Source organism: Mesorhizobium sp. P2_D1, from assembly GCF_056404455.1.
Map to the genome: position 1 here is coordinate 21,243 of NZ_JBFUDZ010000047.1, position 23,813 is coordinate 45,055.

At 62.0% G+C, this 23,813-nt stretch carries 21 protein-coding genes and 1 pseudogene; 15 read left to right on the top strand and 7 right to left on the bottom strand.

The features are described from left to right. Positions 1–46 precede the first annotated feature (46 nt). Both AC1D0I_RS25745 and AC1D0I_RS25750 read right to left on the bottom strand, forming a co-directional pair. Positions 47–1,105, bottom strand: a complete 1,059-nt coding sequence (locus tag AC1D0I_RS25745) for a glycerophosphodiester phosphodiesterase family protein (protein ID WP_477398644.1) — start codon at positions 1,103–1,105, stop codon at positions 47–49. Between the two features lie 149 nt (positions 1,106–1,254). After that, positions 1,255–2,463, bottom strand: coding sequence for an acyltransferase family protein (locus tag AC1D0I_RS25750; RefSeq protein WP_477398646.1), 1,209 nt, complete (start codon positions 2,461–2,463; stop codon positions 1,255–1,257). A 124-nt stretch (positions 2,464–2,587) separates the two neighbouring features. Between AC1D0I_RS25750 and speB the strand changes: the two genes are divergently transcribed. The 4 genes and pseudogenes from speB to AC1D0I_RS25770 all read left to right on the top strand — a co-directional run bounded on the left by speB (position 2,588) and on the right by AC1D0I_RS25770 (position 5,802). After that, positions 2,588–3,598 (top strand): agmatinase, encoded by a 1,011-nt coding sequence (speB, locus tag AC1D0I_RS25755; protein WP_095081232.1) that lies wholly within the window; start codon positions 2,588–2,590, stop codon positions 3,596–3,598. Between the two features lie 31 nt (positions 3,599–3,629). Next, entirely contained in the window at positions 3,630–4,556 is a 927-nt protein-coding gene (gene argC / locus AC1D0I_RS25760; protein WP_477398648.1) for an N-acetyl-gamma-glutamyl-phosphate reductase, read from the top strand. Next, positions 4,553–5,383 (top strand): annotated as a pseudogene (locus tag AC1D0I_RS25765) (aminoglycoside phosphotransferase family protein); the annotation flags it as partial. The gene argC and the pseudogene AC1D0I_RS25765, both read left to right, overlap by 4 nt. A 95-nt stretch (positions 5,384–5,478) precedes the next feature. After that, the gene (locus AC1D0I_RS25770; protein WP_477398650.1) at positions 5,479–5,802 is read left to right on the top strand and encodes a hypothetical protein; all 324 of its coding nucleotides are present in this window, start codon (positions 5,479–5,481) and stop codon (positions 5,800–5,802) included. A 123-nt stretch (positions 5,803–5,925) separates the two neighbouring features. Here the strand turns inward: AC1D0I_RS25770 and AC1D0I_RS25775 are convergent, their stop codons facing one another. Continuing rightward, positions 5,926–7,017 carry a COX15/CtaA family protein gene (locus tag AC1D0I_RS25775; RefSeq protein ID WP_477398652.1) on the bottom strand — a complete coding sequence of 364 codons (1,092 nt, stop codon included), beginning with the start codon at positions 7,015–7,017 and terminating at the stop codon, positions 5,926–5,928. A 186-nt stretch (positions 7,018–7,203) separates the two neighbouring features. On the opposite strand from AC1D0I_RS25775, the gene AC1D0I_RS25780 reads away from it, so the two are divergent. Continuing rightward, positions 7,204–7,419 carry a DUF2842 domain-containing protein gene (locus tag AC1D0I_RS25780; RefSeq protein ID WP_457152663.1) on the top strand — a complete coding sequence of 72 codons (216 nt, stop codon included), beginning with the start codon at positions 7,204–7,206 and terminating at the stop codon, positions 7,417–7,419. Between the two features lie 23 nt (positions 7,420–7,442). Here AC1D0I_RS25780 and AC1D0I_RS25785 read toward each other — a convergent pair whose 3' ends face one another. Then, complete coding sequence (locus AC1D0I_RS25785) at positions 7,443–8,501, bottom strand: polysaccharide deacetylase family protein (RefSeq protein WP_477228823.1); 1,059 nt, start codon at positions 8,499–8,501, stop codon at positions 7,443–7,445. Between the two features lie 91 nt (positions 8,502–8,592). Here AC1D0I_RS25785 and AC1D0I_RS25790 point away from each other — a divergent pair, with 91 nt between their 5' ends. Next, positions 8,593–9,822: a GNAT family N-acetyltransferase gene (locus AC1D0I_RS25790; protein WP_477398654.1), complete on the top strand. Its 1,230-nt coding sequence runs from the start codon at positions 8,593–8,595 to the stop codon at positions 9,820–9,822. Between the two features lie 101 nt (positions 9,823–9,923). Beyond that, the gene (locus tag AC1D0I_RS25795) at positions 9,924–10,760 is read left to right on the top strand and encodes a GNAT family N-acetyltransferase (protein ID WP_477398656.1); all 837 of its coding nucleotides are present in this window, start codon (positions 9,924–9,926) and stop codon (positions 10,758–10,760) included. 13 nt (positions 10,761–10,773) lie between these two features. Here the strand turns inward: AC1D0I_RS25795 and AC1D0I_RS25800 are convergent, their stop codons facing one another. Next, complete coding sequence (locus AC1D0I_RS25800; protein ID WP_477398658.1) at positions 10,774–13,083, bottom strand: GumC family protein; 2,310 nt, start codon at positions 13,081–13,083, stop codon at positions 10,774–10,776. Between the two features lie 259 nt (positions 13,084–13,342). On the opposite strand from AC1D0I_RS25800, the gene AC1D0I_RS25805 reads away from it, so the two are divergent. The 4 genes from AC1D0I_RS25805 to AC1D0I_RS25820 all read left to right on the top strand — a co-directional run bounded on the left by AC1D0I_RS25805 (position 13,343) and on the right by AC1D0I_RS25820 (position 17,984). Continuing rightward, positions 13,343–13,906, top strand: a complete 564-nt coding sequence (locus tag AC1D0I_RS25805) for a polysaccharide biosynthesis/export family protein (protein ID WP_095081215.1) — start codon at positions 13,343–13,345, stop codon at positions 13,904–13,906. A gap of 8 nt (positions 13,907–13,914) precedes the next feature. Then, positions 13,915–15,045 (top strand): glycosyltransferase family 4 protein, encoded by a 1,131-nt coding sequence (locus AC1D0I_RS25810; RefSeq protein ID WP_477228827.1) that lies wholly within the window; start codon positions 13,915–13,917, stop codon positions 15,043–15,045. 96 nt (positions 15,046–15,141) lie between these two features. Continuing rightward, positions 15,142–16,680, top strand: coding sequence for an undecaprenyl-phosphate glucose phosphotransferase (locus AC1D0I_RS25815; RefSeq protein WP_477398660.1), 1,539 nt, complete (start codon positions 15,142–15,144; stop codon positions 16,678–16,680). Further along, positions 16,677–17,984: an O-antigen ligase family protein gene (locus tag AC1D0I_RS25820; RefSeq protein WP_477398661.1), complete on the top strand. Its 1,308-nt coding sequence runs from the start codon at positions 16,677–16,679 to the stop codon at positions 17,982–17,984. Before AC1D0I_RS25815 ends, AC1D0I_RS25820 begins: the two co-directional genes overlap by 4 nt. Here AC1D0I_RS25820 and AC1D0I_RS25825 read toward each other — a convergent pair. Beyond that, positions 17,962–18,228: a hypothetical protein gene (locus tag AC1D0I_RS25825; protein WP_477228830.1), complete on the bottom strand. Its 267-nt coding sequence runs from the start codon at positions 18,226–18,228 to the stop codon at positions 17,962–17,964. The genes AC1D0I_RS25820 and AC1D0I_RS25825 overlap by 23 nt on opposite strands. A 1,039-nt stretch (positions 18,229–19,267) precedes the next feature. Then, positions 19,268–19,663, bottom strand: coding sequence for a hypothetical protein (locus AC1D0I_RS25830; protein WP_477307219.1), 396 nt, complete (start codon positions 19,661–19,663; stop codon positions 19,268–19,270). Positions 19,664–20,163: 500 nt separating this feature from the next. Between AC1D0I_RS25830 and AC1D0I_RS25835 the strand changes: the two genes are divergently transcribed. The 4 genes from AC1D0I_RS25835 (at position 20,164) to AC1D0I_RS25850 (ending at position 23,599) form a co-directional block, all read left to right on the top strand. Beyond that, positions 20,164–21,399, top strand: coding sequence for a tyrosine-type recombinase/integrase (locus tag AC1D0I_RS25835; RefSeq protein WP_477398663.1), 1,236 nt, complete (start codon positions 20,164–20,166; stop codon positions 21,397–21,399). Then, positions 21,400–21,774, top strand: coding sequence for a hypothetical protein (locus tag AC1D0I_RS25840; RefSeq protein WP_477398665.1), 375 nt, complete (start codon positions 21,400–21,402; stop codon positions 21,772–21,774). Between the two features lie 353 nt (positions 21,775–22,127). Continuing rightward, a complete protein-coding gene (locus AC1D0I_RS25845; RefSeq protein ID WP_477398667.1) occupies positions 22,128–22,388 on the top strand; it encodes a hypothetical protein in 261 nt (86 codons plus the stop codon). Positions 22,389–23,074: 686 nt separating this feature from the next. Then, the gene (locus AC1D0I_RS25850; protein ID WP_477398669.1) at positions 23,075–23,599 is read left to right on the top strand and encodes an HK97 family phage prohead protease; all 525 of its coding nucleotides are present in this window, start codon (positions 23,075–23,077) and stop codon (positions 23,597–23,599) included. Positions 23,600–23,813: the final 214 nt, after the last annotated feature.

Genomic DNA, 23,813 nt, shown 5'->3' on the forward strand with positions numbered 1-23,813 from the left:
GGGTGACGGCGCTGGCATTCCCAGGCGGGGTGCGGCGCCAACGCTCCTAGTTGATGCTCGCCGTACTCGCCGGCTCAGCCGGCCGCGCCTCGTCGGCGTAAGGCACGCGGTAGCCATTCGCCGCCAGCCAGTCGATCGCCGCCTTCGGCTCGTCGGTCTGGATGATGGTGGCGCCGCGATCGGCCCAGAAGCCATACGTCTCGCGCGGCAGGCTGGCCTGGACCGCCAGCTCGTCGCCGCGGCCACCGGCGAGGAAGCCGCCCGGCTTGTTGACGATTGCGTAGGTGTCGGCCCAGATGTGCCAGTTGCCACGCACCGCGGCCGCGCGCATGCGCGTGCTGAACAGCGGCCCGCCGGTCTCGGTCAGCGTCTCGGCGCCTGCCCGCCAGTTGATCAGCTCGGTCGCGCGCGGCGAAAAGGCGTGGTCGACCGTCTCGGCGAAAGCGGCATCGTGCACCGCGTCGTCAGCAATGATCGGCATGAATTGGAAGCCGCCGCCGATGGCATCCATGGCGGCCTTGACCGTGGCAATCCGGGTGGCGTTCCACAGGTTCTCCTTGACGATGACCTGTTCGGCCATCCCGAGATCGCGAGCCACCGCAATCATGCCGGAGAGATCGCCGACCTCGAGCTTGTTGTCGAGGTTGATGAGGATCCGGTACCTGGTCGCCAGCAGCATCTCGCGCAGCGTCGAAACTGTCTCATTGGTGATGGCGCCGGTACCCTCAATCACCAGTCGGCAGGTCTTCAGCTCAGCCAGCGTGTATTTCACCACCTCGCCCTTGCAGGTCGTGGTGCGGTCGAGCCAGCTGTCATGCATGACGACGAACTCACCGTCCTTCGAGCGCCTGATGTCGACCTCGACGATTTCGGCGCCCATGGCGATCGAGCCCTTGACGGCCGCGATCGAATTTTCGGCATAGAGCGTCTTGCCGGCCTGCATGCTGCCGGCGCGATGCGCGGCGATCATGACGTGGTCGCGCCACTGGTTGGCATGTTCGAAGCGGTCGAGGATCTGCCTGGCGCGCGTTTCTCCAGCCAATGATTGGCCAGAGGCGGCCGCAAGTGCCGCGCAAAGCAGAAGGCTCAGCCAGATGGTCCGCATCGAGAATCGCTCCTTGCCGGATCGAAACCCGGATAGGCGATGCCCGTGACAGCCCGGTGAACGAAGCCGGCTAGCAGATGTCTTGTTTGAGCATGATTCTTTCCGAGAACCGGTCTCCACTTTTCGGGATCATGCTCGCGACAGATGCATCAGATGCGTTTCGACAGCCGGCGGAACCAGGCCATGGCCGGCATTTCGACGAAACGCCAGGTGATCCAGGAGGCAGCGATGGTGGCGACAAGCATGGCGATGATCGCCACGGCCCCTGTCCAGCCGGCGCCGAAGCCGGTCGCCGGCTGGCCGCGCAACACGATGTCGTCTATCAGGCCCACGCCAAGCTTGCGCTCGACGAGCCCGGCGATGTTGATCATGCGTGCCTGGACGAAGATGTGCACCATGTAGATCGAATAGGACAGCGCGCCGAGCGTCAGCATGAACGGCGTCCTCAGTAGGGCGCTGATCCAGCCGCCTTCATGAGCGAAGAGAAACAGCGCGAGCGCGAACACCAGGGGTGCTGCGATGCCGAAATCATTATCGCCCGACAGCGAGACAAAAAGCACGATGACGGCGACCATGACGATCTCGGCAAGGGTCCAGGCCATGCGCGGGCCGCCCCTGGCCAGGGCCTGTCGCGCCCCTGCAATGGAATCATGCTGAAACCAGGCAAGCAAGGCGCCGAGCGAGAAGCCGTACAGGCAGCGGATGAAGCCGAAATCGAAGGACACATCCATATGATGGGTCGAGAAGCCAAGCAGGAACAGCGGCGCGGTGACGGCAGCGCCGACGAACCATATCCAGGCGAGCTCGCCGGCGACGAAGACCACGCCCGCAAACAGGAGATAGGCGAAGAACTCCGCCGAAATGCTCCAGCTTGGCGCATTCCAGGTCAGGTGATCCTCGAAGCCGACGCCTTGCAGCAAGAGAAGATTGGCAAGCAGGCTCCTGAGGTCGAAACCTCCGGTGAAGGGAGCTGCCCCGGTGCCGTGCAGCTGCGGCAGCGCCAGCCGCAGCAGCTCGAAGCCGGCGAAAGCGGCCAGCATGAGCAAATGCAGCGGGTAGATGCGGCCAAAGCGGACCAGGGCGAAGCGAGCCACTTCTTCCGGCTGGCTGAGCCGGCTGCCGTAGCTGCTGGCAATGACGAAACCGGAAAGAACGAAGAAGAAGTCGACGAAGAGGTAGGACGAACCGATGAAGGCGCTTTGCGAAATCGTCGAACCGGTCGGGAAGTGAAACAGCGCCACCATAAGCGCGCAGATGCCGCGCCACGAATCGAGAACCAGGAAGCGTTCGCCGGCAATCGTGCCGCTGTGGGTCGACACCACGGCGCGGGGAGGATTAAGAAACGCGGTCTGCGTCATGATGATACAAATCCTGTTTTGCCATGGCACTTGAGGGGCGCCATTTCGTCTCCCCAAGCTGTGACTGGCATCTTCCGTGCCGGTTCTGTAGTTGTTGCACCCCGATGAAAAACAAGGACCCGTAATGGCGACCAACAACATCGACCATGCCTTCACCGCCCGCTCCAAAACGGGCGCTGCCCTCGAGCCGACCTATTCGGGCGCGCTGTCGTTCATGCGGCGCAAATACACGAAGGACGTGAAGGGCGCGGACGCGGTGATATGGGGCATTCCGTTCGACGCCGCCGTCACCAACCGGCCCGGCGCCCGGTTCGGGCCGCAGGCGATCCGCCGCGCCTCGGCGATCCTCGACAACGACCCGCAATACCCGTTTTCACGTGATCTGTTCGAGCATCTCGCGGTGGTCGATTATGGCGATTGCCTGCTCGATTCGGGCAATCACCAGAAGACGCCCGGCACGATCGAGCGCGAAGCGGCGAAGATCCTCAAATCCGGCGCCTTCCTGTTGTCGCTCGGCGGCGACCATTTCGTCACCTGGCCGCTGCTCAAGGCGCATGCCGCCATCCACGGCCCGCTCGCCCTGGTGCAGTTCGATGCCCACCAGGACACCTGGCCGGACGACGGCAAGCGCATCGACCACGGGTCTTTCGTCGGCCGCGCCGTCAATGAAGGCATAATCGATCCCGACCGCTCGATCCAGATTGGCATCCGCACCCACGCGCCCGACACGTTCGGCATCAAGATCCTGTACGGGCACGAAATCGAGGAGATGCGCGCGTCCGACATCGCCTACGCCATCGTCGACCGCACCGGCGGCAAGAAGACCTATCTCACCTTCGACATCGACTGCCTTGACCCGGCCTATGCGCCCGGTACCGGCACGCCGGTTGCCGGCGGGCCGTCCTCAGCAAAGATCCTGTCGACGCTGCGTCAGCTCAACCAGATCGATATTGTCGGCGCCGATGTCGTCGAGGTTGCGCCGGCCTATGATCACGCCGATATAACGGCGATCGCCGGCTCGATGGTGGCCATGCAGTATCTCGGCCTGCTGGCCGAACGAAAGGCCCGGCTGGAAGAGCTGAACAACAACGGCAACCACAACGGTGCCGCGGTGAATCACGGTCAAGGCATATAGCCTTGAAATATCAGGGAATTTGATCAGGCAAATGAAACCGAAAATCTTCATCGACGGCGAGCACGGCACCACCGGCCTGCAGATCAGGGCGCTGCTTGCCGAGCGCGGTGACCTGGAAATCATCTCCGTTCCTGCCGAGCGCCGCAAGGACACGGCGGCGCGTGCCGAGTTCCTCAATGCCGCCGATGTCGCCATCCTGTGCCTCCCCGATGACGCGGCGAAGGAAAGCGTCTCGCTGATCGCCAACGACACCACCAAGGTCATCGACGCCTCGACCGCGCATCGCGTCGCCGAAGGCTGGGCCTATGGTTTCGCGGAGATGGACAAGGAACAGGCAAAGACGATCGCCTCGGCAAAACGCGTCGCCAACCCCGGCTGCTGGCCGCAGGGGCCGATCGCGACGCTGCGGCCGCTGGTCACCGCCGGCCTGCTGCCGGCGGACTTCCCGATCACGGTCAACGGCATTTCCGGCTATTCGGGCGGCGGACGGCCGATGATCGAGGACTATGTCGCCAAGGGTGAGGACGCCTCGGAGTTCCTACCCTATGGCCTCACCTTGCAGCACAAGCACGTGCCTGAACTCAGGGCCTATGCCAGGCTGTCGCATGATCCGATCATGCAGCCGGCGGTCGGCAATTTCGCACAAGGCATGATTACGGTGGTGCCCCTGCAACTCGGTGGTCTCGACCATGTGCCGACGGGTGCGGAGCTTCATGCGGCGATTGCCGACCATTTCGCCGCCATCGAGGGCGGTGTGGTCGAGGTGGCGCCCTATGCGCATCTGGAGCGCATGCCGGAGATCGATCCGGAGATCTACAACGGCACCAACCGGATGAAGGTCTACGTCTTCGCCAACGACAAACGGGCACAGGCTCTGCTGCTGGCGGTCTATGACAATCTCGGCAAGGGGGCCTCGGGTGCCGCCGTGCAGAACATGGACTTGATGCTCGGCCTCTGATGGACGCACCTGTCTTTCCGACGCGCTGGAAGGTCAGCGCGCCCGAACTTATTGCCGAAACCTTTTCGAGCCGCATCTGGAAGGTGCGGCACGAGGATGGTTCGCCGGCGATCGTCAAGGCGCTCAAGCCTTTCGACGACGTCGCGGACGAATTGCGCGGCGAGCACTATCTCGCCTGGCGGCGCGGCGACGGCGCGGTCCGCCTGCTTGGCCGCGACGGCCACAGCATGCTGCTCGAATATGCCGGTGAAACCCTGCTGCAGCAGGTTCTCGACAAAGAGGGCGACAACGCCGCCACTGAAATCGCGGCCGAAGTGATGGCGAAACTGTTTTCGCCTGGGAAAGACCCCTTCCCGCCCGAGTTGCAGCCGCTCAGGGAGCGGTTTGCCAGCCTGTTCAGGAAAGCCGCGAGCGACCGCAACGCCGGCCATGACAGTCTCTATGTCGAGGCCGCGGCAATCGCCGATCGGTTGCTGGCCGATCCGCACGATATCATGCCTCTGCATGGCGACCTGCATCACGACAACATCCTGCACGGGCCGCGCGACTGGCTGGCAATCGACCCGAAGGGTGTGCTTGGCGATCCCGGCTTCGACGCCGCGAACATGTTCTACAACCCGCTCGACCGGGACGATCTTTGCCTCGATCCGGAGCGGATCGCGGATATGGCCGAGGTCTTCGCCAAAACGCTGGGCCAGGCTCCGCCCGCCATTCTTGATCATGCCATCGCCTATGGTTGCCTGTCGGCATCCTGGCATCACGAAGACGACAACGCGGTCGAGGAGAACCGCGAATTGTCGATCGCCGAGGCGATCCGGGCGGTGCGGCCAAGCTTCTGTTCCAGCCGGTCAACCGGCGACGGTAAGGGCTTGTTCACCATGATGGGCTACTCACATTGCGTGGCTCCATCAGGGGAATTCTCATGGTCAGCGCGATTTCGGGTTCCTCCCAGGCAACCCAGTATTCCTCGTCCAGTTCATCGAGCAATGCAGCCCAGGAAGCCGCGCTCGAAAAGCAGATCCAGGACCTGGAAGACCAGGCCAAGGCGATCAAGGACCAGGTCCAGGCCGCCCAGGTGCAGCAGGATATCGCTGTCGCCCACGCCAAACTTGATGCACTCAGGGCCGCCGACGCCGACAAGGCGGCCAAGGCCGCTCAGAGCCAGTCAACGCCATCCGCCGCAGCCTTGCGCCAGGCGGAATTCGACGGCGAGAAGACGACAGCGTCAAACGAATTCTGGATGTGACCGGCCGATCGGCTGAAGCAATTCCAGGAAAAGTGTGAAACGGATTTTCCGTCCGGAATTGCGTCAAAACAAAGAGATAGAGCAGTTCACCGTTTCCGTGAAACGGTGAAACTGCTCTGGGGATCAGCTCCTGAGCGCGATTTCGTGCGGCAAGGGATAGGCACCCTTGGTGCCGCGCCAATGCGCGGCGGCAAAGCCCAGCACGATGAGCGCAAACCCCTGATGGGTCAGTGCCATATGCAGCGGCACATGCATCAGCAGCGTACCGATGCCGATCGAAGCCTGCACCAAAACCAGCACAAACAGCAGCGTGGCGCGGCGGGCATGGGTTGAGCCTGGCAGGCGCCGACGCGTGGCGATCATGTGCCAGAGGGCCACGACGAACACCGTATAGGCGCCGAGCCGGTGGACGAACTGCACCGTCTTGGGGCTTTCGAAGAAATTGCGCCACGCCGGCTCGAGGATCAGCAAATCACCAGGGATGAGCTTGCCGTCCATCAGCGGCCAGGTGTTGTAGCTCAGGCCGGCGTCGAGCCCGGCGACCAGGCCGCCGAGATAGATCTGGATCAACGCCAGAAACACGATGAAACCGGCCAGCCTCTGCGTCGAGCGGTCGGCGGCGGGTTCGGAATGCGGCGCCAGCCCACGCGCAACGACCATGGTGGCAGTGAAGATCAGCGCCGCCAGCGTCAGATGGGTCGCCAGCCGGTACTGGCTGACCGAGACCCGGTCGACCAGCCCTGAGGCCACCATCCACCAGCCTATGGCGCCCTGCAGGCCGCCGAGCAAAAGGATGCCCACCAATTTTGGTCCCAGGCCGCGCTCGATGCGGCGCGTCGCCCAGAGGAACAGCAGCGGCAAGGCAAACACCAGGCCGACGCTGCGCGCCAGGATGCGGTGCGCCCATTCCCACCAGAAGATCGACTTGAACGCCTCGATGCTCATGCCCTTGTTGAGCTCGGCATATTGCGGGATCTGCTGGTAGAGCTGGAATTCCTCCTGCCACTCGGCGTCGTTGAGCGGCGGTATCACGCCATGGATCGGCTTCCACTCCGTGATCGACAGGCCGGCACCGGTGAGCCTGGTGGCGCCGCCGACCAGCACCAGCGCAAACAGCACCAGCACCACCACATAGAGCCAGCCGCGCAGCAGCGCCCGATTGTACAGGTCGCGGTCGCGGGCCACGAAGGGCGCGGCAGCTGATATGGCAGCCATGGTCTTGTCCCGGCAGGTTGGTTTGGCGGATTGGTGGACCATCGCACCCTTGCTGGCAAGACCAGACGGCGCGGCACGCCGTCGCGCCGCGTCTCACCGGTTGCACAGGGTCGCGTCAAGGCCTATGCGAAGCCAAGAGCTTGCCGGACCTGCGAGGTCCCGGCGGCCTAGACCAGGAGGCCAACCATGCCCGTGCGCCTGAAAAAGCTGATCGGAGCGTTCCTGCTGGTGGCGCTGGTCATCATCTACGCGCTGGTCGCATCGATCTTCGCGGTCGCCCGGCTCTCGGAGTCGAGCCCGTGGGTGCATTTCCTGTTCTTCCTGCTCAGCGGCCTGCTGTGGGTGCTTCCGGCGATGGGCATCATCAAGTGGCTGATGCTGGAGCCGAAGGCGAAGCGCTGAACCGGAACCCGGCCCCGCCGCAGTCAGATCGTCACGAGCATCTTGCCGGCGTTGGCGAGCGGCGTGGTCACGCCCGACAGCATGGTGCGGATATGAGCGAGGCTCTGGTAGCGGCCGTTGACTGAAATGCGCGGTAAGGCATGGAGGAACCCGGCATGTTCGGCGCGCAGCACGCCGTGGCGCGTGGTCACGGCCGAGGCATAGCCGGCGTCGCGGGCAAAGCCTACTTCGCGGCAGCCCACCGCCCTGGCATAGCCATAGGGATAGGCGAAATGGCTTGGCTTTTCGCCCAGTTCCGCCTGCAGCATGTCACCCACGGCGCCGATCTCGTGCCGCGCATCGGTTTCGGAAAGCCGCTTCAGATTGCTGTGGTTGATCGTGTGGGCGCCAATCGCCACCAGCGGATGCGTGGCGATGCTGCGGATTTCATCCCAGTTCATCAATGTCCGCAGGCGCGGGCCGTCGGCGTCGACGCCATTCGAGCGAGCCAGGTCACGCAGCACGGCTTGCAGGTCCTCCTCGCGGACTTCGGAGGTGAGATAGACATGCAGGCGTATATTGGCCTGTAACTTCTTCGCAGGGGTCGAGCAGTCGATCACCAGCGGGCCATTCGGCCGCGTCAGGGTGAGGCTGTCGCGCACGTTGACGATGTCCTCGACCACATCCCACCACAAATCGGCGGTGCCATTGATCAGCCCGGGCGCGACATAGATGGTCATCGGCGCGCCGTGCTTCTCCAGCACCGGCAGCGCCTCCGTCATGTTGTCGCGATAGGCGTCGTCGGCGGTGATGGTTGCGAACTCGCCACCCTTGCCGCCCGCCTTGATGCGCTCGACCGCTTCGTCCATGGAAACAAAGGCATAGCCGCTCGCCTTCATGTCGGCGATCACAGCATCGAGGAAGCCAGGCGCGATGTTCAGATGACGGTTGACGCTGTCGGGCTTTTCGGGCGTCGCGGTCACGCGGTGCAGCATAAGTATAGCGCCAATGCCGCCGATGAACGGCTTGGCCAGCGGTGCAAGACCGGAATAACGGGCGACGTTCAGCGCCAGTTTCCGGATTGCCTCGCCCCCGTCGATCATTCATTCACCTTTTGCGCCTAGGCTAAACCAAGCACGGAATGCGCCTATGCGGCTCCCCAAATCGCCATCAGTACGCCCTAAGGATTGAGGTATGGTTGACGCAACAGCGTCATTTGACGGCAATCGGCTCGCTGCAACCGAGGCGTCGCCGCGAGCCTTGCCGGGAGACCAGGCCGGCCTGTCGATTTCAGTGATGTCCGCGGAAGGGCTCGCGGCCTATGCCGGATTCTGCCGCTCGGCCCTGTTTGCACCGGCGCAGAGTGCCGGCTGGATACTGAACTGGGCCGAGCAGGTCGGACCGGATCTGCTCATAGCGACGCTCAGCGCCGAAGGCCGGCCGGTTTTTTCGCTGGCCCTGGAGGTCACCGCGAAAGGTCCGTACCGCGTCGCCCGCTTCATGGGCGACCGCCACGCCAACGGCAACTTCGTCGCCTGTGATCCGCAATGGCTGGCCAGGGCGGATATCCCGGCCATTCGATCGCTGTTGGCGACCATCGCCAAGGCACGCCCGGACATCGATCTCGTCGCGCTCGAGCGGTTGCTGCCCGATCTCGACGGTGTCATCAATCCACTCGCCTTGCTTGACCATTTTGCCAGCCCAAACTTGTCGCTGGCCGTCGATCTCGGCGGTGGCTTCGATGCGCTGCTGTTGCGCGCCAGCGGCAAGCGCAAGCGCAAGAAGCACCGCTCGCAGATGCGCAAGTTCGAAGCCGTCGGCAGCCACCGACGCATCGAGGCGCGCACGGCCGACGAGGTGGACAGGCTGCTCGATGCCTTTTTCGAGATGAAGGTATTCCGCTTCCGCAAGATGGGCATCAGCAACGTCTTTGGCGACGAGCAGGTGCGCGCTTTCTTCCGCGCGCTGTTCACGCACGCGCTTGCCGAAGACAAGCCCTCCTTCGTGCTGCACGGGCTCGAGGTGGCCGGCAAGCTGCGCGCCGTCACCGGGTCAAGCCGCTCGGGCAAGCGCCTGATCTGCGAGTTCGGAGCGATCGCCGAGGACGATCTCGGCAACACCAGTCCCGGCGACTTCCTGTTCTTCGACAACATCCAGGAAGCCTGCGAGACCGGTTTTGCCGTCTACGACTTCTCTGTCGGCGACGAGCCCTACAAGCGGCTATGGTGCGATATCGAAACCCAGCATTTCGAGGTGCTGGTTCCCTTGACTCTGAAGGGCCGCGCGCTGGCGGTGACGCTCCGGCAGGGAGCAAGGTTCAAAGCCTTCATTAAGAACAGCCCGACGATCTGGAAGCTGACCAAGATGCTGCGCCGCAAGACTGCCGGACAAGCAGCGCCCATAACCGGCGAGAATGAGAGCTAGTTTCGGAAATTCAGGGCTTCTCTAAGGGCGGGTTTGACTCAGAGATCGAGATCGGCCTCGATGTCGTCAAAGCCTTAAGTTGTCGCCACGGAGTGAGGACGATGATGCCGACCATCCGCACGCTGTCACTGCATGAGTTGGCGGTTCTCATCGACTGGGCGGCGGTGGAAGGCTGGAACCCTGGTCTTGAAGACGCGGCGATGTTCCAGGCTGCCGATCCCGCGGGCTTTATCGGCGCCTTTGCCGGCGACGAAATGGTCGCGGCAATCTCGGCAGTGGCCTATGGAAGCGGATTCGGCTTCATCGGCCTCTACATCTGCCGGCCGGACAAGCGCGGCAAGGGCTACGGCAAGGCGGTGTGGGACGCCGGCATGGACAGGCTTGCCGGCAGGACCGTCGGCCTCGACGGCGTCGCCGAGCAGCGCGCCAATTACCGTCGCAAGGGCTTCAAACCCGCCTACGAGACCATCCGCTATAGCGGCCGCGCGGCAGGCCCGGTGGTCGAGGCCGACGGGTTGCGCACCGTGACGGCCAAGCTCGTGCCCGACATCATCGCTTATGACGCATATTGCTTTCCGGCACCCCGGCGAGCCTTCCTGCAGCGATGGCTGCAGGCGCCGCATCATGCGTTGGCGGCGGTCAGCCCGCGCGGTACCACCGGCTATGGCGTGGCTCGACCGTGCCGCTCGGGCTTCAAGATCGGCCCGCTGTTTGCCGACAGCGACGACACGGCGCTGCAGCTGCTGGACGGACTGGCGGGGGCCTGCGAGGGCGGCGACCTGCACATCGACGTTCCCGCCGAAAAGGCCGGTTTCATTGCGGCACTCGAGGCGGCCGGCTTTGCGCCGACCTTCAAGACCACCCGCATGTACAAGGGCCCGGCCCCGGAGCTCGGCCTGCAGCGGCTGTTCGGCGTGACGACCCTGGAATTGGGATAGATCAGGCGGAGCGTCAGGCCGCCGAGCGCCGTCCCGGCACCGGATTGCCGGGCGGTTCGTGGCCGAGCGGCGTCACCAGCGTCAGGTCGGGATAGCCACTTTCGATCAGCTTGACCGCGGCCTGCGTCACTTCATCGTCCGGCTCCAGCATGGACAGCAACACCTCGGTCGCATCGCCGGCCAGACGGCTGATGCCTTGCGCGTCGGCCGGTCCGCATTCGACCACCACCAGATCATAGGCTGTGGTCAGCGACTGCATGATGATCGGCAGCCGGTCGGCGGCGCGCATGGCGCGGACCGGATCGGCGGTGCCGACAGGAATGACGTGGCAGTCAGAATAGAGATCGGCATGGATGACGTCGCTGAACTGCGCTTCCGAAGCGAGCAGGTTGGTGATGCCGGGGAAAAGGCCGCTGTCCAGCATCGGCCGCGAGGCGGCCCCCGAAGCGGTAAGGTCCAGCAACAGGACGCGCAGGCCGGCGTCGGCGACCTCGCGTGCCACCAGGACCGCCGACGCGGCGGCCTCGTCGCCCTCCGGCGAGACGAATATGGCGCGCGCCGCACCGCTGGCGATCAGCTTTTCGGCGGCCTTCTCAATGTCGATCTCGCCCAGAGTGGAACGCACCGGTTCGGCCTCGGCAGCCGTCTCCTGCGCTGTCGCTGCTTCGGTCATCGCGACCATATCAGGCGCTTCGGCCGCATGCGCATAAGGCGCATCGATCTCGGGCATCGCGGTGGCATAGGGCATCACGGCTGTGTAGGGCTCCGACCTCGTGTCAGCCGGGCCTTCTCCCATCTCCGGGCGAAGGATAGGGTCCTGGAGGACGGCGGGCTCCTGGTGGACAGCCGGCATCGCGACCCTATCCAGCGCCTGAGCTACATGGGGCATCGCGACCTCATCGATGCGTTCGAAGCGGGAACCGGTCGCCGGCCGCATGGCGCGGCCAGAAAACAGCTCCCTTAGGAGCGTCACGATGGCCATGACCAGCAGCGATGCGACGAAGGCGGCACTGACGATGGGCAGGACCTTCGGGAAATACGGCTCGGACGGCACCTGCGCCAAGGAAACCACCCTTGCATCGACGGGCAGATAGTTGCGATCCTTGCGCGACGCCGCGCTGAGGTAGTTCGCCTGGTACGATTCGAGCTGCTGGCGCTTGGCGGCCGCATCACGCTGCAAGGCATCAAGCTCGACCTGCTGTTCGCCGGCGCGGGCCGATGCCGCCTTCAATGTGTTGACGTCGGCGACAAGCTGGTTCTCACGAGCCTGCGCGGTCTGCGCCTGGGTCATCAGACCCTTCATCAGCTTTTGCGCCTCGTTGCGGATCTGGCCGTCGAGATCGGCAAGCTGAGACTTCAACGCCCGGATGCGCGGATGATTGTCGAGCAAGGTGGTGGAAAGATCGGCGATGTTGGCCCTGAGCTCGACCTGCCGCTCGCGCAGGCGCTGGATCAGATCGGAAGACAAGACCTCAGGCACGGCATCGAGCGAACCGCCGCCCTGCAACGCCTTGCGCACGCTGTCGGCGGTCGCTTCCGCCGAGGCGCGGTTGGCGCGTACACGCATCAGTTCGCTCGACAGTTCGGAAAGCTGCTGCGTGGCAAGCACCGAATTGTTGCCGCCCATCAAAAGATCGGATTGTGCACGGTAGGTGGCAACCTTGGCCTCGGCATCCCTAACCTTCTGCTGCAGGTCGGCGATCTCCGGCGCCAGAAAATCAGCGGCGGCGTTGTTCGATTCGAGCTTGGCGGCCCCTTGCCCCTCAATATAGGCGACGGCAATGGCATCTGGTACGGCAGCCGCGAGCTTGGGATCTTCCGATGAGAACTCAATGGCAATGATGCGGGTCTTCTCGACGCTATAGACGTTGAGCTTCTCATGCATTTTCTTGAGGACGCGCTCTTCCGTCGGAATTTCCATCGGGTCGCTCTTCAGACCGACGAGGACCAGAGCGCGGCTCAACGGCGACATGTCGAGTGCTTCGTCGAACTCGGGCAGCTTCTCCAGACCAAGCTTTTGCGCGACCTGCTTGAGGATTTCGTTGGAGGAAATGATCTGGACCTGGGTGGCGACGCCCTGTTCATCGAGAATTGGCTTGTCGGCGTCGTTGTTGCTGGCCGGCCGCGTATAAACGGATTCACGCGGCGCAATCTCGACCTGGGTCTGTGCCTTGTAGTGACGTGTGGCAAACGAGGCGAGCGCGAAAGCCGCGCCGGTCACCACCAGTGCGACGACGAGGATGCGCAGCCAGTTCCTCGCCAGGCTGGCGAAGAGCTGCCTGAGATCGACGTCAACATCTGCGGCCGCGGACTGAACGGACATGCATCCCTACTCCGATACTGGGTCAGGACACACCGTAAACAACTATGGTAACTCAGCCGTTAAGATGGCCGTAAGTTTGCGTTAGGGTTTACTGGCGGACGCCAAACAAAACCGCCAAAAAAATCGCAAAACTCTCGCCGCCGCGCGCTGTGTCGGCCGCTCCCTTTACCGGCCATTAACCCTAACAGGATGATAACGGACCTCGATCCCTAGAGTTGCTGCGGGGCTGCAGCGGCCAGTCGAAGGTACCTGTCCGGTCATGAAAAGCACTGCTTCCCTGTTTCGCGCGCTGCTTGCCGTATCGATGCTTGCCGGCTGTTCCAGCTACCGGCCGACGCCGGCAGCCTTCCACGAAGTGCTCGAACAGCCTTATCGTCTTGGCGCGGGCGACCGCGTCCGCGTCACCGTGTTCGAGCAGGACGGGTTGACCAACACCTACAGCGTCGACCAATCCGGCTACCTCTCCTTCCCGCTTGTCGGCGCCGTACCGGCGCGCGGCCACACAGCGCAGCAGATGGAAAAGGAAATCGCCGACAAATTGCGGCAAGGCTATCTGCGCGATCCCGACGTTTCGGTCGAGATCGACCGCTACCGGCCGATCTTCGTCATGGGCGAAGTGGGTGCCGCAGGCCAATACTCGTACGTCCCCGGCCTGACGGTGCAGAAGGCAATCGCCATCGCTGGCGGTTTCACCCCGCGCGCCAACCAGGAAAGCGTCGACATCACCCGCGACATCAACGGTAAGGTGATGACCGGCCGTGTGGTCACGTCCGACCCGCTGCTGCCGGGCGATACAGTCTACGTCCGCGAACGCCTGTTCTGACGACCCACGTGGTGGACAACCTCAGGATCGTCCATTGCTTTCGCTCACCCGTCGGAGGAATTTTCCGCCATGTGCGCGACCTGACCGAGGCGCAGGTCGCTGCCGGACATTCCGTCGGCATCGTCTGCGATTCGACGACCGGCGGCGAGTTCGAGGAACGTCTGTTCGAGCAGATGAAGGATATGCTGGCGCTCGGCATCCATCGCACGCCGATGCAGCGCCATGTCGGACCGGGCGACCTTGCGTCGGCCTGGCGCACTTACAGGATCATCAAGGAATTGCGGCCGGACGTGTTGCACGGGCACGGCGCCAAGGGTGGCGCCTATACCCGTCTGTTCGGCTCATTGTTGCGGGTATCAAGGTCTCGCGTAGCCCGCCTTTATTCGCCGCATGGTGGCTCTCTCCACTATGACGAGAACACGACCACCGGAAAGCTGTTCTTCGCGCTCGAGCGCTTCATGGCGCTCTTCACCGACCACCTGCTGTTTGTCTCCGACTACGAAAGGCGAACCTATCGCCGCAAGGTCGGAGAGCCGCAAATCCCCAACACCCTGGTCTACAACGGATTGCGCGCCGCCGAATTCGAGCCCGCGATCACCGGGGCCGACGCAGCCGATCTGCTCTATATCGGCATGATGCGCGACCTGAAGGGTCCCGACATCTTCATCGACGCGCTGGCCCTCGCCGGCCCTCGGCTCGGCCGCGCGCTGACCGCGGTGATGGTCGGCTCCGGCGACGACCTGCCCCGCTACCACGCCCAGGTGAAAAGCCTCGGGCTTGAGGGCTACGTCCGCTTCCTGCCGCCGATGCCGGCCAGGGAGGCTTTCGCGCTGGCGGCGCTCGTCATCGTTCCCTCGCGCGCCGAAGCCATGCCCTACATCGTCCTGGAGACGCTTGCCGCCGGTAAGCCGATGATCGCCACTTCCGTCGGCGGCATACCGGAGATCTTCGGCTCCGGCTCCCGTGCGCTGATCCGGCCTAGCCCAGTCGAGCTTGCCGACAAGGTGAGCCAGGCGCTGGGCGACCTCGCCGCCTATCGCAAGCTGATGCCCGATGGCGCCAGCCTCAAGGCACGCTTCGGCGCCGATGTGATGGCCGCCGACATCGAGAAGGCCTACTTCGCCGCGATCAACAAATAGGCCTCAAGCCCCAGGCCGTTTCAAAGCCACTTGTTGTTTCAAGGCTTTCTTAGCTCTCTTTTGCTATTCACCGTAGGGAAGCTTGCGGAAAGCCCCATGAACGAGATCGACCCCGCGCGCCGCTTTTCACCAGAGGCGGTGCGTAAATTCGACGGCCCGGCCGAAGGCGACACGCCGCCCGGCGGCATGAACGATGTCGCCCGCCAGGTCGCCTCGCAGTACAGGCGCGATACCATGTCGCCGATCATGGTCAGCGGCGTGCTACGCATGGTCGAATTCGGCTTGCTGCTGGTGTCGGGGCTCGGCATCTATTTCTACTATGTCGGGTTCTTCAACTATCTCGCCTGGCAATACCCGCTGACGATCGCCGCGTCGTCGTTCCTTGCCGTGGTGCTGCTCGACGTCACCGACTGCTACCAGATCGTGGCCCTCATGCGGCCCATCGCCAATTTCGGCCGCGTGCTGCTGGTCTGGGCCGGCACTTTCGCCCTCATGGCGCTGACGGCATTCGTCATGAAGATGTCGGAAGACTATTCGCGCCTTCTGTTAGGCACCTGGTTCGTCATCGGCTTCGTTCTCCTTTTCGGCCTCAGACTGGTGATGTCGAAGCTGATCCGGCGCTGGGCGCGCGATGGCCGCATGGAACGGCGCGCCGTCATCGTCGGCGGTGGCAAGGCGGCTGAAATGCTGATCCGCTCGGTCGAAAAGCAGCCCTACAACGACATCCGCATCTGCGGCATCTTCGACGATCGCGGCGACAAGCGCTCACCGCCCATCGTCGCCGGTTATCCCAAGCTCGGCACCATTTCGGAGCTGATCGAGTTCGCCCGCATCGCCCGCATCGACATGCTGATCGTATCGCTGCCTCTGACCGCCGAATCGCGCGTGCTGCAGCTGTTGAAGAAGCTGTGGGTGTTGCCGGTCGACATCCGGCTGTCGGCCCATTCCAACGCGCTGCAGTTTCGCCCGCGCGCCTATTCCTACATCGGCTCGGTGCCGATGCTCGATATCTTCGACAGGCCAATCAACGACTGGGATTCGGTCGCCAAGCGCGCCTTCGACATCGCCTTCAGCCTCATCGGCATCGTCGTGTTCTCGCCGGTGATGCTGGCGACCGCCATCGCCATCAAGCTCGACAGCAAGGGGCCGGTGCTGTTTCACCAGAAGCGGCACGGCTTCAACAATGAAATCATCGAGGTCTACAAGTTCCGCTCGATGTATACGGACAAGGCCGACCCGACCGCCAAGCAGACGGTGACCAAGAACGACCCGCGCGTCACCCGCGTCGGCCGCTTCATCCGCAAGACCTCGATCGACGAGCTGCCGCAGTTCTTCAATTCGCTGCTGGGTTCGCTGTCTCTGGTCGGCCCGCGCCCGCACGCCATCGCCGCGCAGTCGCACAACCTTCTCTACAACGAAGTGGTCGACGGCTATTTCGCGCGTCACAAGGTCAAGCCCGGCGTCACCGGCTGGGCGCAGATCAATGGCTGGCGCGGCGAGATGGACACCAACGAGAAGATCCGCATGCGGACGGAGTATGACCTCTATTACATCGAGAACTGGTCTCTGCTGTTCGACTTGCGGATCCTGTTCCTGACGCCGGCCCGGCTGCTGAACACGGAAAACGCCTATTGAGCGCGATTTCCCATGAGCTGCCGCAGGCCGCGGTCAACGCCAAGCTGATCGCGCTGATTTCCTCAGCCGCGGTGTTCGTCGGCATATTCCTGTCCGGCTTCGTAATCAGCGAACCGGCGCCCTATGAACTCTATATGGCCGGGCTGATCGCCATCTGGGCCCTCTTCGGCCTCAGGCTGTCGCGCGCGGCAATGCCGCTGCTGGTGCTGCTGGTGGCGATGAACATCGGTGGCATGATGGCGATGACGCAGATGGCGGATCTCGCCAACACGCCGCTCTATCTCGCCGTCTCGCTGTTTCTCGCCTTCACCGCGGTGTTCTTCGCCTCGGTGACCGCGGTGCAACCCAGTCTCTACCGGCTGATCTTCTTCGCCTATGTCGTGTCGGCGGTGATAACCTCACTGCTCGGCATAGCGGGCTATTTCCACGCCTTTCCGGGCGCCGAGATGTTCACCAAATACGACCGCGCCGCCGGTGCCTTCCAGGACCCGAATGTGTTCGGACCGTTCCTGGTTCTGCCCGGCATCTATCTGCTCTATCTGCTTTTGACCGGACCGGTCACGCGCATGCCGCTGCTGGCGGTGCCGCTGCTGATCATCACCGCCGGCATCTTCTTTTCCTTCTCGCGCGGCGCCTGGGGCATGTTCGCCGTTTCTGCTGTCCTGCTCACCGGTTGCCTGTTCCTGCAGAGCGCCAGCGGCATGTTCCGGCTGCGCGTGGTGGTGATGACGGTTGCCGCGCTGTCGCTGCTGGTCGTCGCCATGATCGTCATCCTGCAACTGCCCGGGGTGTCGGAGATGTTTTCCAACCGCGCCCATCTCGAACAGAGTTACGACACAGCCCGCCTCGGCCGCTTCGCCCGCTACGCAATCGGCTTCCAGATGGCGCTCGAGCATCCGTTCGGCATCGGCCCGCTGGTCTTCGGCACGATCTTTGGCGAAGACACGCACGATATCTGGCTGAAGATGCTGATGGACTATGGCTGGCTCGGCTTTGTGTCGTTCCTGACGCTCGTCGCCTGGACGATAGCAGCCGGATTCCGCATCCTGCTGCGCGACCGGCCATGGCAGCCCTACCTGTTGTGCGCCTATGTCGCCTTCATCGGCAATATCGGGCTCGGCACCTTCATCGATATCGACCACTGGCGCCACGTCTACCTGCTGCTCGGCCTGATCTGGGGAGCCATCGCGCTTGAGTACAGACACCAGCGGCTGTTGCGGCCGGACCCGGTTCAAGCCCAAGGTGGAAGGCTAGCTGTAGAACGCGGTTGGTTTGCGAGCGTCAAGGATCTTGAGCGCTCGTAAGTTCCTGTATCTTTTCCAGGAGGTTTTTGACCAGCAACTGGTAGACCTGCGTGAGTTCCCCTGGCGATAATTCGACTCTGATGTCGTACTGCCCGGAATAATTCACCTGCAGATTTACTGTCCCGAACAGCGTCGTTGCGCCATCGCGTATGTCGGTCGCCACGATCATGTTTTGCAATGACTGGTCGAGCAGAATGACGCCGGGTTCACCGGGGTGATTGTGTCTTGTCGTCCTGATCTTCACGTCAACCTCCTTTTCGGACCTTTCAAGAAAAGCGCAGAGCCAGCCGAGATTACCGCAGTTCCCTGTTCGGTGCTGTGCGCTTGGTATCTGGATGGCAGAAGGGGACTTTGACAATATCAATTGGCGGGTTTGGGCGGCTCTCTGTCGTCGTGGTTCAAAATCGAGGCGATCCGCCTAAGGTTGGACATCGCCTCATCGATCAGTCGCCAGGATGGCTGTCCTCGTGCCGCGTCTCTAGCGCTCAGCCCATCTCGATAGTCAGTTCAGCGGGAGATCGGGAGATCTGGCGGTATTTCTAATCCGAGACATGCTCAAAATGTTTCAAGAGGATGCCACCCTACAGATCCATCTTGAGGCGGCCATCCACGATCCCGAAACCTTTAAGAACATCTCAGATTTTTTGGCCGCGCAGAAATGAGGGGCCGGTAAAGATTGGCGGGCTAGTTTCCTATGGGGCTGCCCCCTGCAGGATGCCGCGCAGCCTCATTGCCGTCTCGGCGCGAGCGACATCGATGCGACGCCGCGCATTTGCGAGCGCCGCGGCCGCGTTGTGTGGTGGTCATGTTGTTTCCTGAGACGGCGCGCATTCAGCCAGTGGCCGATTTAGGCGGYCGGCGCTCCTACCTAGAAAACTCCGTTCCCGGACTGTCATTATCCGCTCGCAGCGACACTGCCGCGAGGAAGGAGGGCACAGACCGTTTTGATTTTGCGCGCGCCCTCTTCAAGCGTGTTTCCGTGTACTCTACGAATAAGACGCTCTTGCTAAACATCAAGTTGAAATCCTCGCCCTTAAAACCGCGACTTAGGGTGGCGTAGACTCCGGATAAAGCGGACGGCGGCACGTTCACCTTTTCCATGGGGATCTTTGATTTCCAACTCATCGAGCAGCCAAGCGAGATGGCCTTGTAAATACTTGTTTTCCCCTTTTTCCAAGTTACAAGTTGGCAATCCTATTTCAGAGATCCTCTTCATCCGCAGGCGTCGACCATAAACCGCGGCCACATCGACCGCGGAAGATGCAGATGATTCTGCGCGACGCCTATTCCCTCCAGCGCGTCCCAGCGTGCCGCTTCTTCCTATCGGGTGGGCCGAACTCACGCTCTGCCCAGATAGGCCGCTCCGGGGGCACGAAGCCACGGTGGAATTCCACCATGTAATCGAGAACATCATTGCCAATGCGACGCCAAGTTTCCTCTGCCAAATCGCGCGGCACCTCGCGGCGGTTCTCAACAATTCCAGCCTCTACGAGATCCTCAAAGAAGTCGTAGCCGCTCAGGCGTCCATGCGACGTTGCTCGTCCTGCTTGTTCATGGCCAGCCTGGCGCGTAGGGCAGCACGCTCTTCTTTCGTATTGCAGTGAAACGGCTCCCCGCTGCTTTCGCGGCACAGCAAGCGTGGTCTGCTGATGAATGATGAGTTGGTCATGGGTGGTCATCCCATCTGGAGAAACCGGCCAGGCCGGTAGTGTCGGCCGCGATGGGCGGCCGGTAGAAAATCATGGTGCAGCGCAACAAAGATATTGCGTTGCACGCAAACTTCCGTTAGCTGTCTCTAATATGCAGCAGCATAGGCCGGGGGGCGGTAGCCACGGCTCTTCAGTTACTTGGGAGAGCCGTGGTGGCTACCTGGGCCGCTTTGTCCTGTATCTGCTTGTTGTCACTCGTCGGTTTTGTTACCCAGACGGATTTTTCAGCTATTTTTGGAAGGTAGGACTTTGGGGGTAAGTCCTTGTTTTTTAAATGGTCGGAGTGGCCGGATTCGAACCGACGACCCCTTGACCCCCAGTCTTAAATACTAGGTTTTATAGCCATTCCCATCGTTGCACGGAGTAGGCAAAAACCGCAGAAATCCAACGATATCCAACTTATGCCCGCTTGACTATTATGATGCCGCTACCTAAATGCTGGCTACATAGTGGCTATAAAGGGGATGGGTGTGGCTACAATCAAGATTACGGCGGCGGCAGTTTCAGGCATCATGGAAGGTGCCAGGCCGAACAAAACAACTTACTATTTTGACGATGACCTAACCGGTTTCGGCCTGTACCGGACGACTGGCAATACAGGAACATATTTCGCCGAATATCGGCCGGTGGCTGGCGGCGCCAAAAAGCGATTGAAGCTCGGCCGCGTCGGAACTCTAAAAGCCAACGAGGCGCGCGAGGCAGCGCGCAGGGCGATTGCGAACGCTGCCCTTGGCAAGGATTTGGTCAAAGAGCGGTCGGACGAACGGGGCGGCTGCACAGTCAAGAAGCTGGTTGAGGACTATGTCGCTGGCAAGGATATGAAGGAGTCGACACGCGCGTTCTACAAAATCACGCTGGCCAAACATATTGAGCCTCACATGGGCACAACGAAGGCGGTTGCCCTCACCCGTGTCGACGTACAGCGCGCGCATTCCACCATGTCTAAGCAGGCGAAATATTCAGCGAACAGGGCAATAGCACTGCTGTCTGCCGCCTTTGTTTGGGGCGCCAAGCGCGGCTATGTTCCGGAGGGAATGAATCCGGCGGCAAAGATCGACAGAAACAAAGAGGAAGCCCGCGAGCGGTTCCTATCTTCTGACGAAATGGCAAGCCTAGGAGATGCGCTGCGTGAAGCCGAGACGATCGGCATTCCGCACAAGCGGTCAGACAGCAAACATGCGCCCAAAGAGAACAACCGCACCGTTTACGGGCCACATGTAACGGGCGCCATTCGATTGCTGATGCTGACCGGATGCCGCTTGCGGGAGATCTTGAACCTGCGATGGTCGGAATATGATCCCAAGCGCGGATTACTGCTCCTGCCGGACTCAAAGACAGGGCGCAAGACCGTAGTGCTTTCCGGCGCAGCCCAAGCTGTGTTGGACGCTTTGCCGCGCGTTGGCAAATATGTGATTGYCGGTCACTCGGCAGCAACGGAGCATGAGGCACCTCGCGCCGATCTAAAAAAGCCGTGGGCAGCAATAGCCGCGCGGGCCGGCCTTAGTGATGTCCATCTTCACGACCTACGCCACACGTTCGCGTCGGTCGGCGCAGGCGACGGCATGTCCCTGCCAATCATAGGGAAGTTGCTCGGCCATGCCGATGCTGGCACCACGCAACGCTACGCCCACCTTCATGTCGACCCGGTGCGCGCTGCGGCAGATGCCATTGCCGGAAAGATCGCCGATGCGATCGGAGGCCGGTGAATGGCACCGCTTCCAAAGGGATTTAGTCTGCAGGCACTTCCAATCGAGGCTGCGCTAAGTGAGGGACGCACAGAGGATGCCAAGACACTGGTTGTCGAGATACTGCGCTCGGGCAAGGCTGACCCTATAGTTCAGGGATTGGCCGCAGATCTGCTCAAACCGGCGAAGAGGCCACGTGGGAGAAAACGGGCGCTTCCGCGATACTGGCTGGATATCGGCGAACAGTTCGGCTGGCTCCGCAACAACGGTGTTCCTTACGACGAGGCGCTCCGCCAGGTAGCAACGAAGTTTGGGTACTCAGAGACGCATGTTCGCACCGCCATCCGCACGTATCAGGAAGCCAAGGAAGCGCACGACGAGGCGTCCCGCGAATAAGTCGGATTTCTTTTGCGTTAACTGAATCGCTCCGCTTGCCTATCTATCCCCATGCAACAACATGCACGGAGGTAAACGCATGGCAAACCTACGAGTAATTCAGGCTGCGGACTATGTTGGCCTGTCTAAATCCTACCTAGACAAGGCTCGCTGTTACGGCACCGGTCCCGCTTATATCAAGCTGGGTAGCAGCGTTATCTACCGCACCGAAGACCTTGACGAATGGGTCGCATCTAATCGGCGAGCGGCCAACGATAACCGCGCTGCGGCGAAGGCAGCCTAGCCGCCCTGCCCCTTCGATAAAAAACCTCCGCCGACCCAACGGCGGCAACTCCTAGAACAGGAACTGTCACTTGATAATCAAGAACTGTAGGCCTGCCGTCCATCATGGCGGCGGGCGGTATCGCGACGTCGCGATTTTCGATGCCGAGATTGTTGAAGGCTTTGAGGTGCTCGGCCTCAAATTGGCGCTAACGCCCGAGGGCAGGCGCTTCGTATTCGCCCCGCAGAGGCTAGGACAGCGCTTCGCCAAGTTCACAGGCGCCTACGCGCGCCAAATGGCAGATGCCGCCTTTGAGCAGGTTGGAGGCGTCGTCGCCAATGTCCCTTCTTAATGAAATATTGCCGCCGTTCGCTCTGCCGGACGGATTCAAAGATTACGACATTGAGCCAGCCGTTGTTTTTGTCGGTATCGATCCGCGAGAACACGCGTTGGACTGCCTGGCCGACTTTGCAGACATCCTGTGCGGTGACATCGTTTTGGTGCCCTTCGCGGACGGCGAGCCTGATTGGGCAAACACAACACGCGACACCGTCGAAAAGTTCGCCGGCCATTGGACCGAGATCAAGCATAACGACATTCCGCGGCTATCGCCGAGGCCCGTCCCGCCGCGAACCGCAAGGCCGCGGAATTGGCCAGACCGGAGTTCGGCAGGCGCACCCGCAAGATGCTCGAGGCAATGCGAGCGCTAGACGCTGCTCACGCTGAATTTGACGAGTTGTGCCAGGACATGGATGCCGTCGACATTCAGTACGGCCATTTGGGACCAAAACCTTATTGGCTCGGAGACAGAGGCTCGGGCCGTATTGCCAGTTACCTGCGCGAAGCGGAGGCAGCCGGCTATGCACAGTGAACGCGCGGAGCACGCTTCGACAGATGCAAAAGGTCGGCTGAAGCCTGGTCGACGCATGGTGAAGTTGCCCGGTGAAAAAGGCTACGCAGAGCGATCAGACTCGGCCCTCTACATCGCGCGAAAACTAGAACTCGACAAGCGCGAACGACGCATGCGGAAGGTGGTTGATGGCTGACCTGATTACCGGTTTTGCAATCCAATGGAATCAGCCTGCCGTGATTGCGGGCGCTTTTGAAGAGCGGTTCGCGCGTGGCGCCTTCGACAAATCCTTATCTCAGTTCCCAGATGTAGCGGCGCTGTGGGCTCATGATCCGAGCAGGCCATTGGCTCGTGTCAGCAATGGCACGCTAACCTTGAAGTCTACGCCTGCCGGGCTTTGGTACTCTATCGAGCCGAACCTGGAATCGCCGATGGGGCAAGAGGCACTGGCGACGGTCGCCGCGGCACTGGTCGGCGAAGTCAGCGTGTCTTTCAGTCCATGGATCGAGGAGTGGGACGATACCGCTGACATGCCGCGAAGGCTCATAACAGAGGCTAGGCTGTATGAGATATCGCTGGTCCTTCACGGCGCCTATGGCGACAAGACGTCTGCTTCACTGTCACGCGGCTCAGACAACACTGCGGCAGCCAACCGATTGGCTGCTAGCAGACGGCGGGCCGAAGCAGCGCAGCGGCTACGTGGTATCCGGTAAGCGCCGGGAGGGGTGGAGTCAGGTTGCCGGCCATCGCCCTTGCGTACCGCCGTGCACCCATATCGACATGATGCAGAGCGGGTTTGGTTGCGGTGGCACGCGGCCACAGGTGGGCGCCAGGACGCGCGGTGTGGTTCGGGGGTCTAGGACAGCGGCCGGCGGGAAACGCAACTGGCGAGGCTGTGCAGGGTTTCAGCCTGCGAAGTCCAGGAGT

Excerpts from the sequence above, each read along its gene's own strand:
- AC1D0I_RS25745 (WP_477398644.1), bottom strand. The coding sequence starts at position 1,105 with ATGCGGACCATCTGGCTGAGCCTTCTGCTTTGCGCGGCACTTGCGGCC.
- AC1D0I_RS25750 (WP_477398646.1), bottom strand. The coding sequence starts at position 2,463 with ATGACGCAGACCGCGTTTCTTAATCCTCCCCGCGCCGTGGTGTCGACC.
- speB (WP_095081232.1), top strand. The coding sequence starts at position 2,588 with ATGGCGACCAACAACATCGACCATGCCTTCACCGCCCGCTCCAAAACG.
- argC (WP_477398648.1), top strand. The coding sequence starts at position 3,630 with ATGAAACCGAAAATCTTCATCGACGGCGAGCACGGCACCACCGGCCTG.
- AC1D0I_RS25770 (WP_477398650.1), top strand. The coding sequence starts at position 5,479 with ATGGTCAGCGCGATTTCGGGTTCCTCCCAGGCAACCCAGTATTCCTCG.
- AC1D0I_RS25775 (WP_477398652.1), bottom strand. The coding sequence starts at position 7,017 with ATGGCTGCCATATCAGCTGCCGCGCCCTTCGTGGCCCGCGACCGCGAC.
- AC1D0I_RS25780 (WP_457152663.1), top strand. The coding sequence starts at position 7,204 with ATGCCCGTGCGCCTGAAAAAGCTGATCGGAGCGTTCCTGCTGGTGGCG.
- AC1D0I_RS25785 (WP_477228823.1), bottom strand. The coding sequence starts at position 8,501 with ATGATCGACGGGGGCGAGGCAATCCGGAAACTGGCGCTGAACGTCGCC.
- AC1D0I_RS25790 (WP_477398654.1), top strand. The coding sequence starts at position 8,593 with ATGGTTGACGCAACAGCGTCATTTGACGGCAATCGGCTCGCTGCAACC.
- AC1D0I_RS25795 (WP_477398656.1), top strand. The coding sequence starts at position 9,924 with ATGATGCCGACCATCCGCACGCTGTCACTGCATGAGTTGGCGGTTCTC.
- AC1D0I_RS25800 (WP_477398658.1), bottom strand. The coding sequence starts at position 13,083 with ATGTCCGTTCAGTCCGCGGCCGCAGATGTTGACGTCGATCTCAGGCAG.
- AC1D0I_RS25805 (WP_095081215.1), top strand. The coding sequence starts at position 13,343 with ATGAAAAGCACTGCTTCCCTGTTTCGCGCGCTGCTTGCCGTATCGATG.
- AC1D0I_RS25815 (WP_477398660.1), top strand. The coding sequence starts at position 15,142 with ATGAACGAGATCGACCCCGCGCGCCGCTTTTCACCAGAGGCGGTGCGT.
- AC1D0I_RS25830 (WP_477307219.1), bottom strand. The coding sequence starts at position 19,663 with ATGACCACCCATGACCAACTCATCATTCATCAGCAGACCACGCTTGCT.
- AC1D0I_RS25840 (WP_477398665.1), top strand. The coding sequence starts at position 21,400 with ATGGCACCGCTTCCAAAGGGATTTAGTCTGCAGGCACTTCCAATCGAG.
- AC1D0I_RS25850 (WP_477398669.1), top strand. The coding sequence starts at position 23,075 with ATGGCTGACCTGATTACCGGTTTTGCAATCCAATGGAATCAGCCTGCC.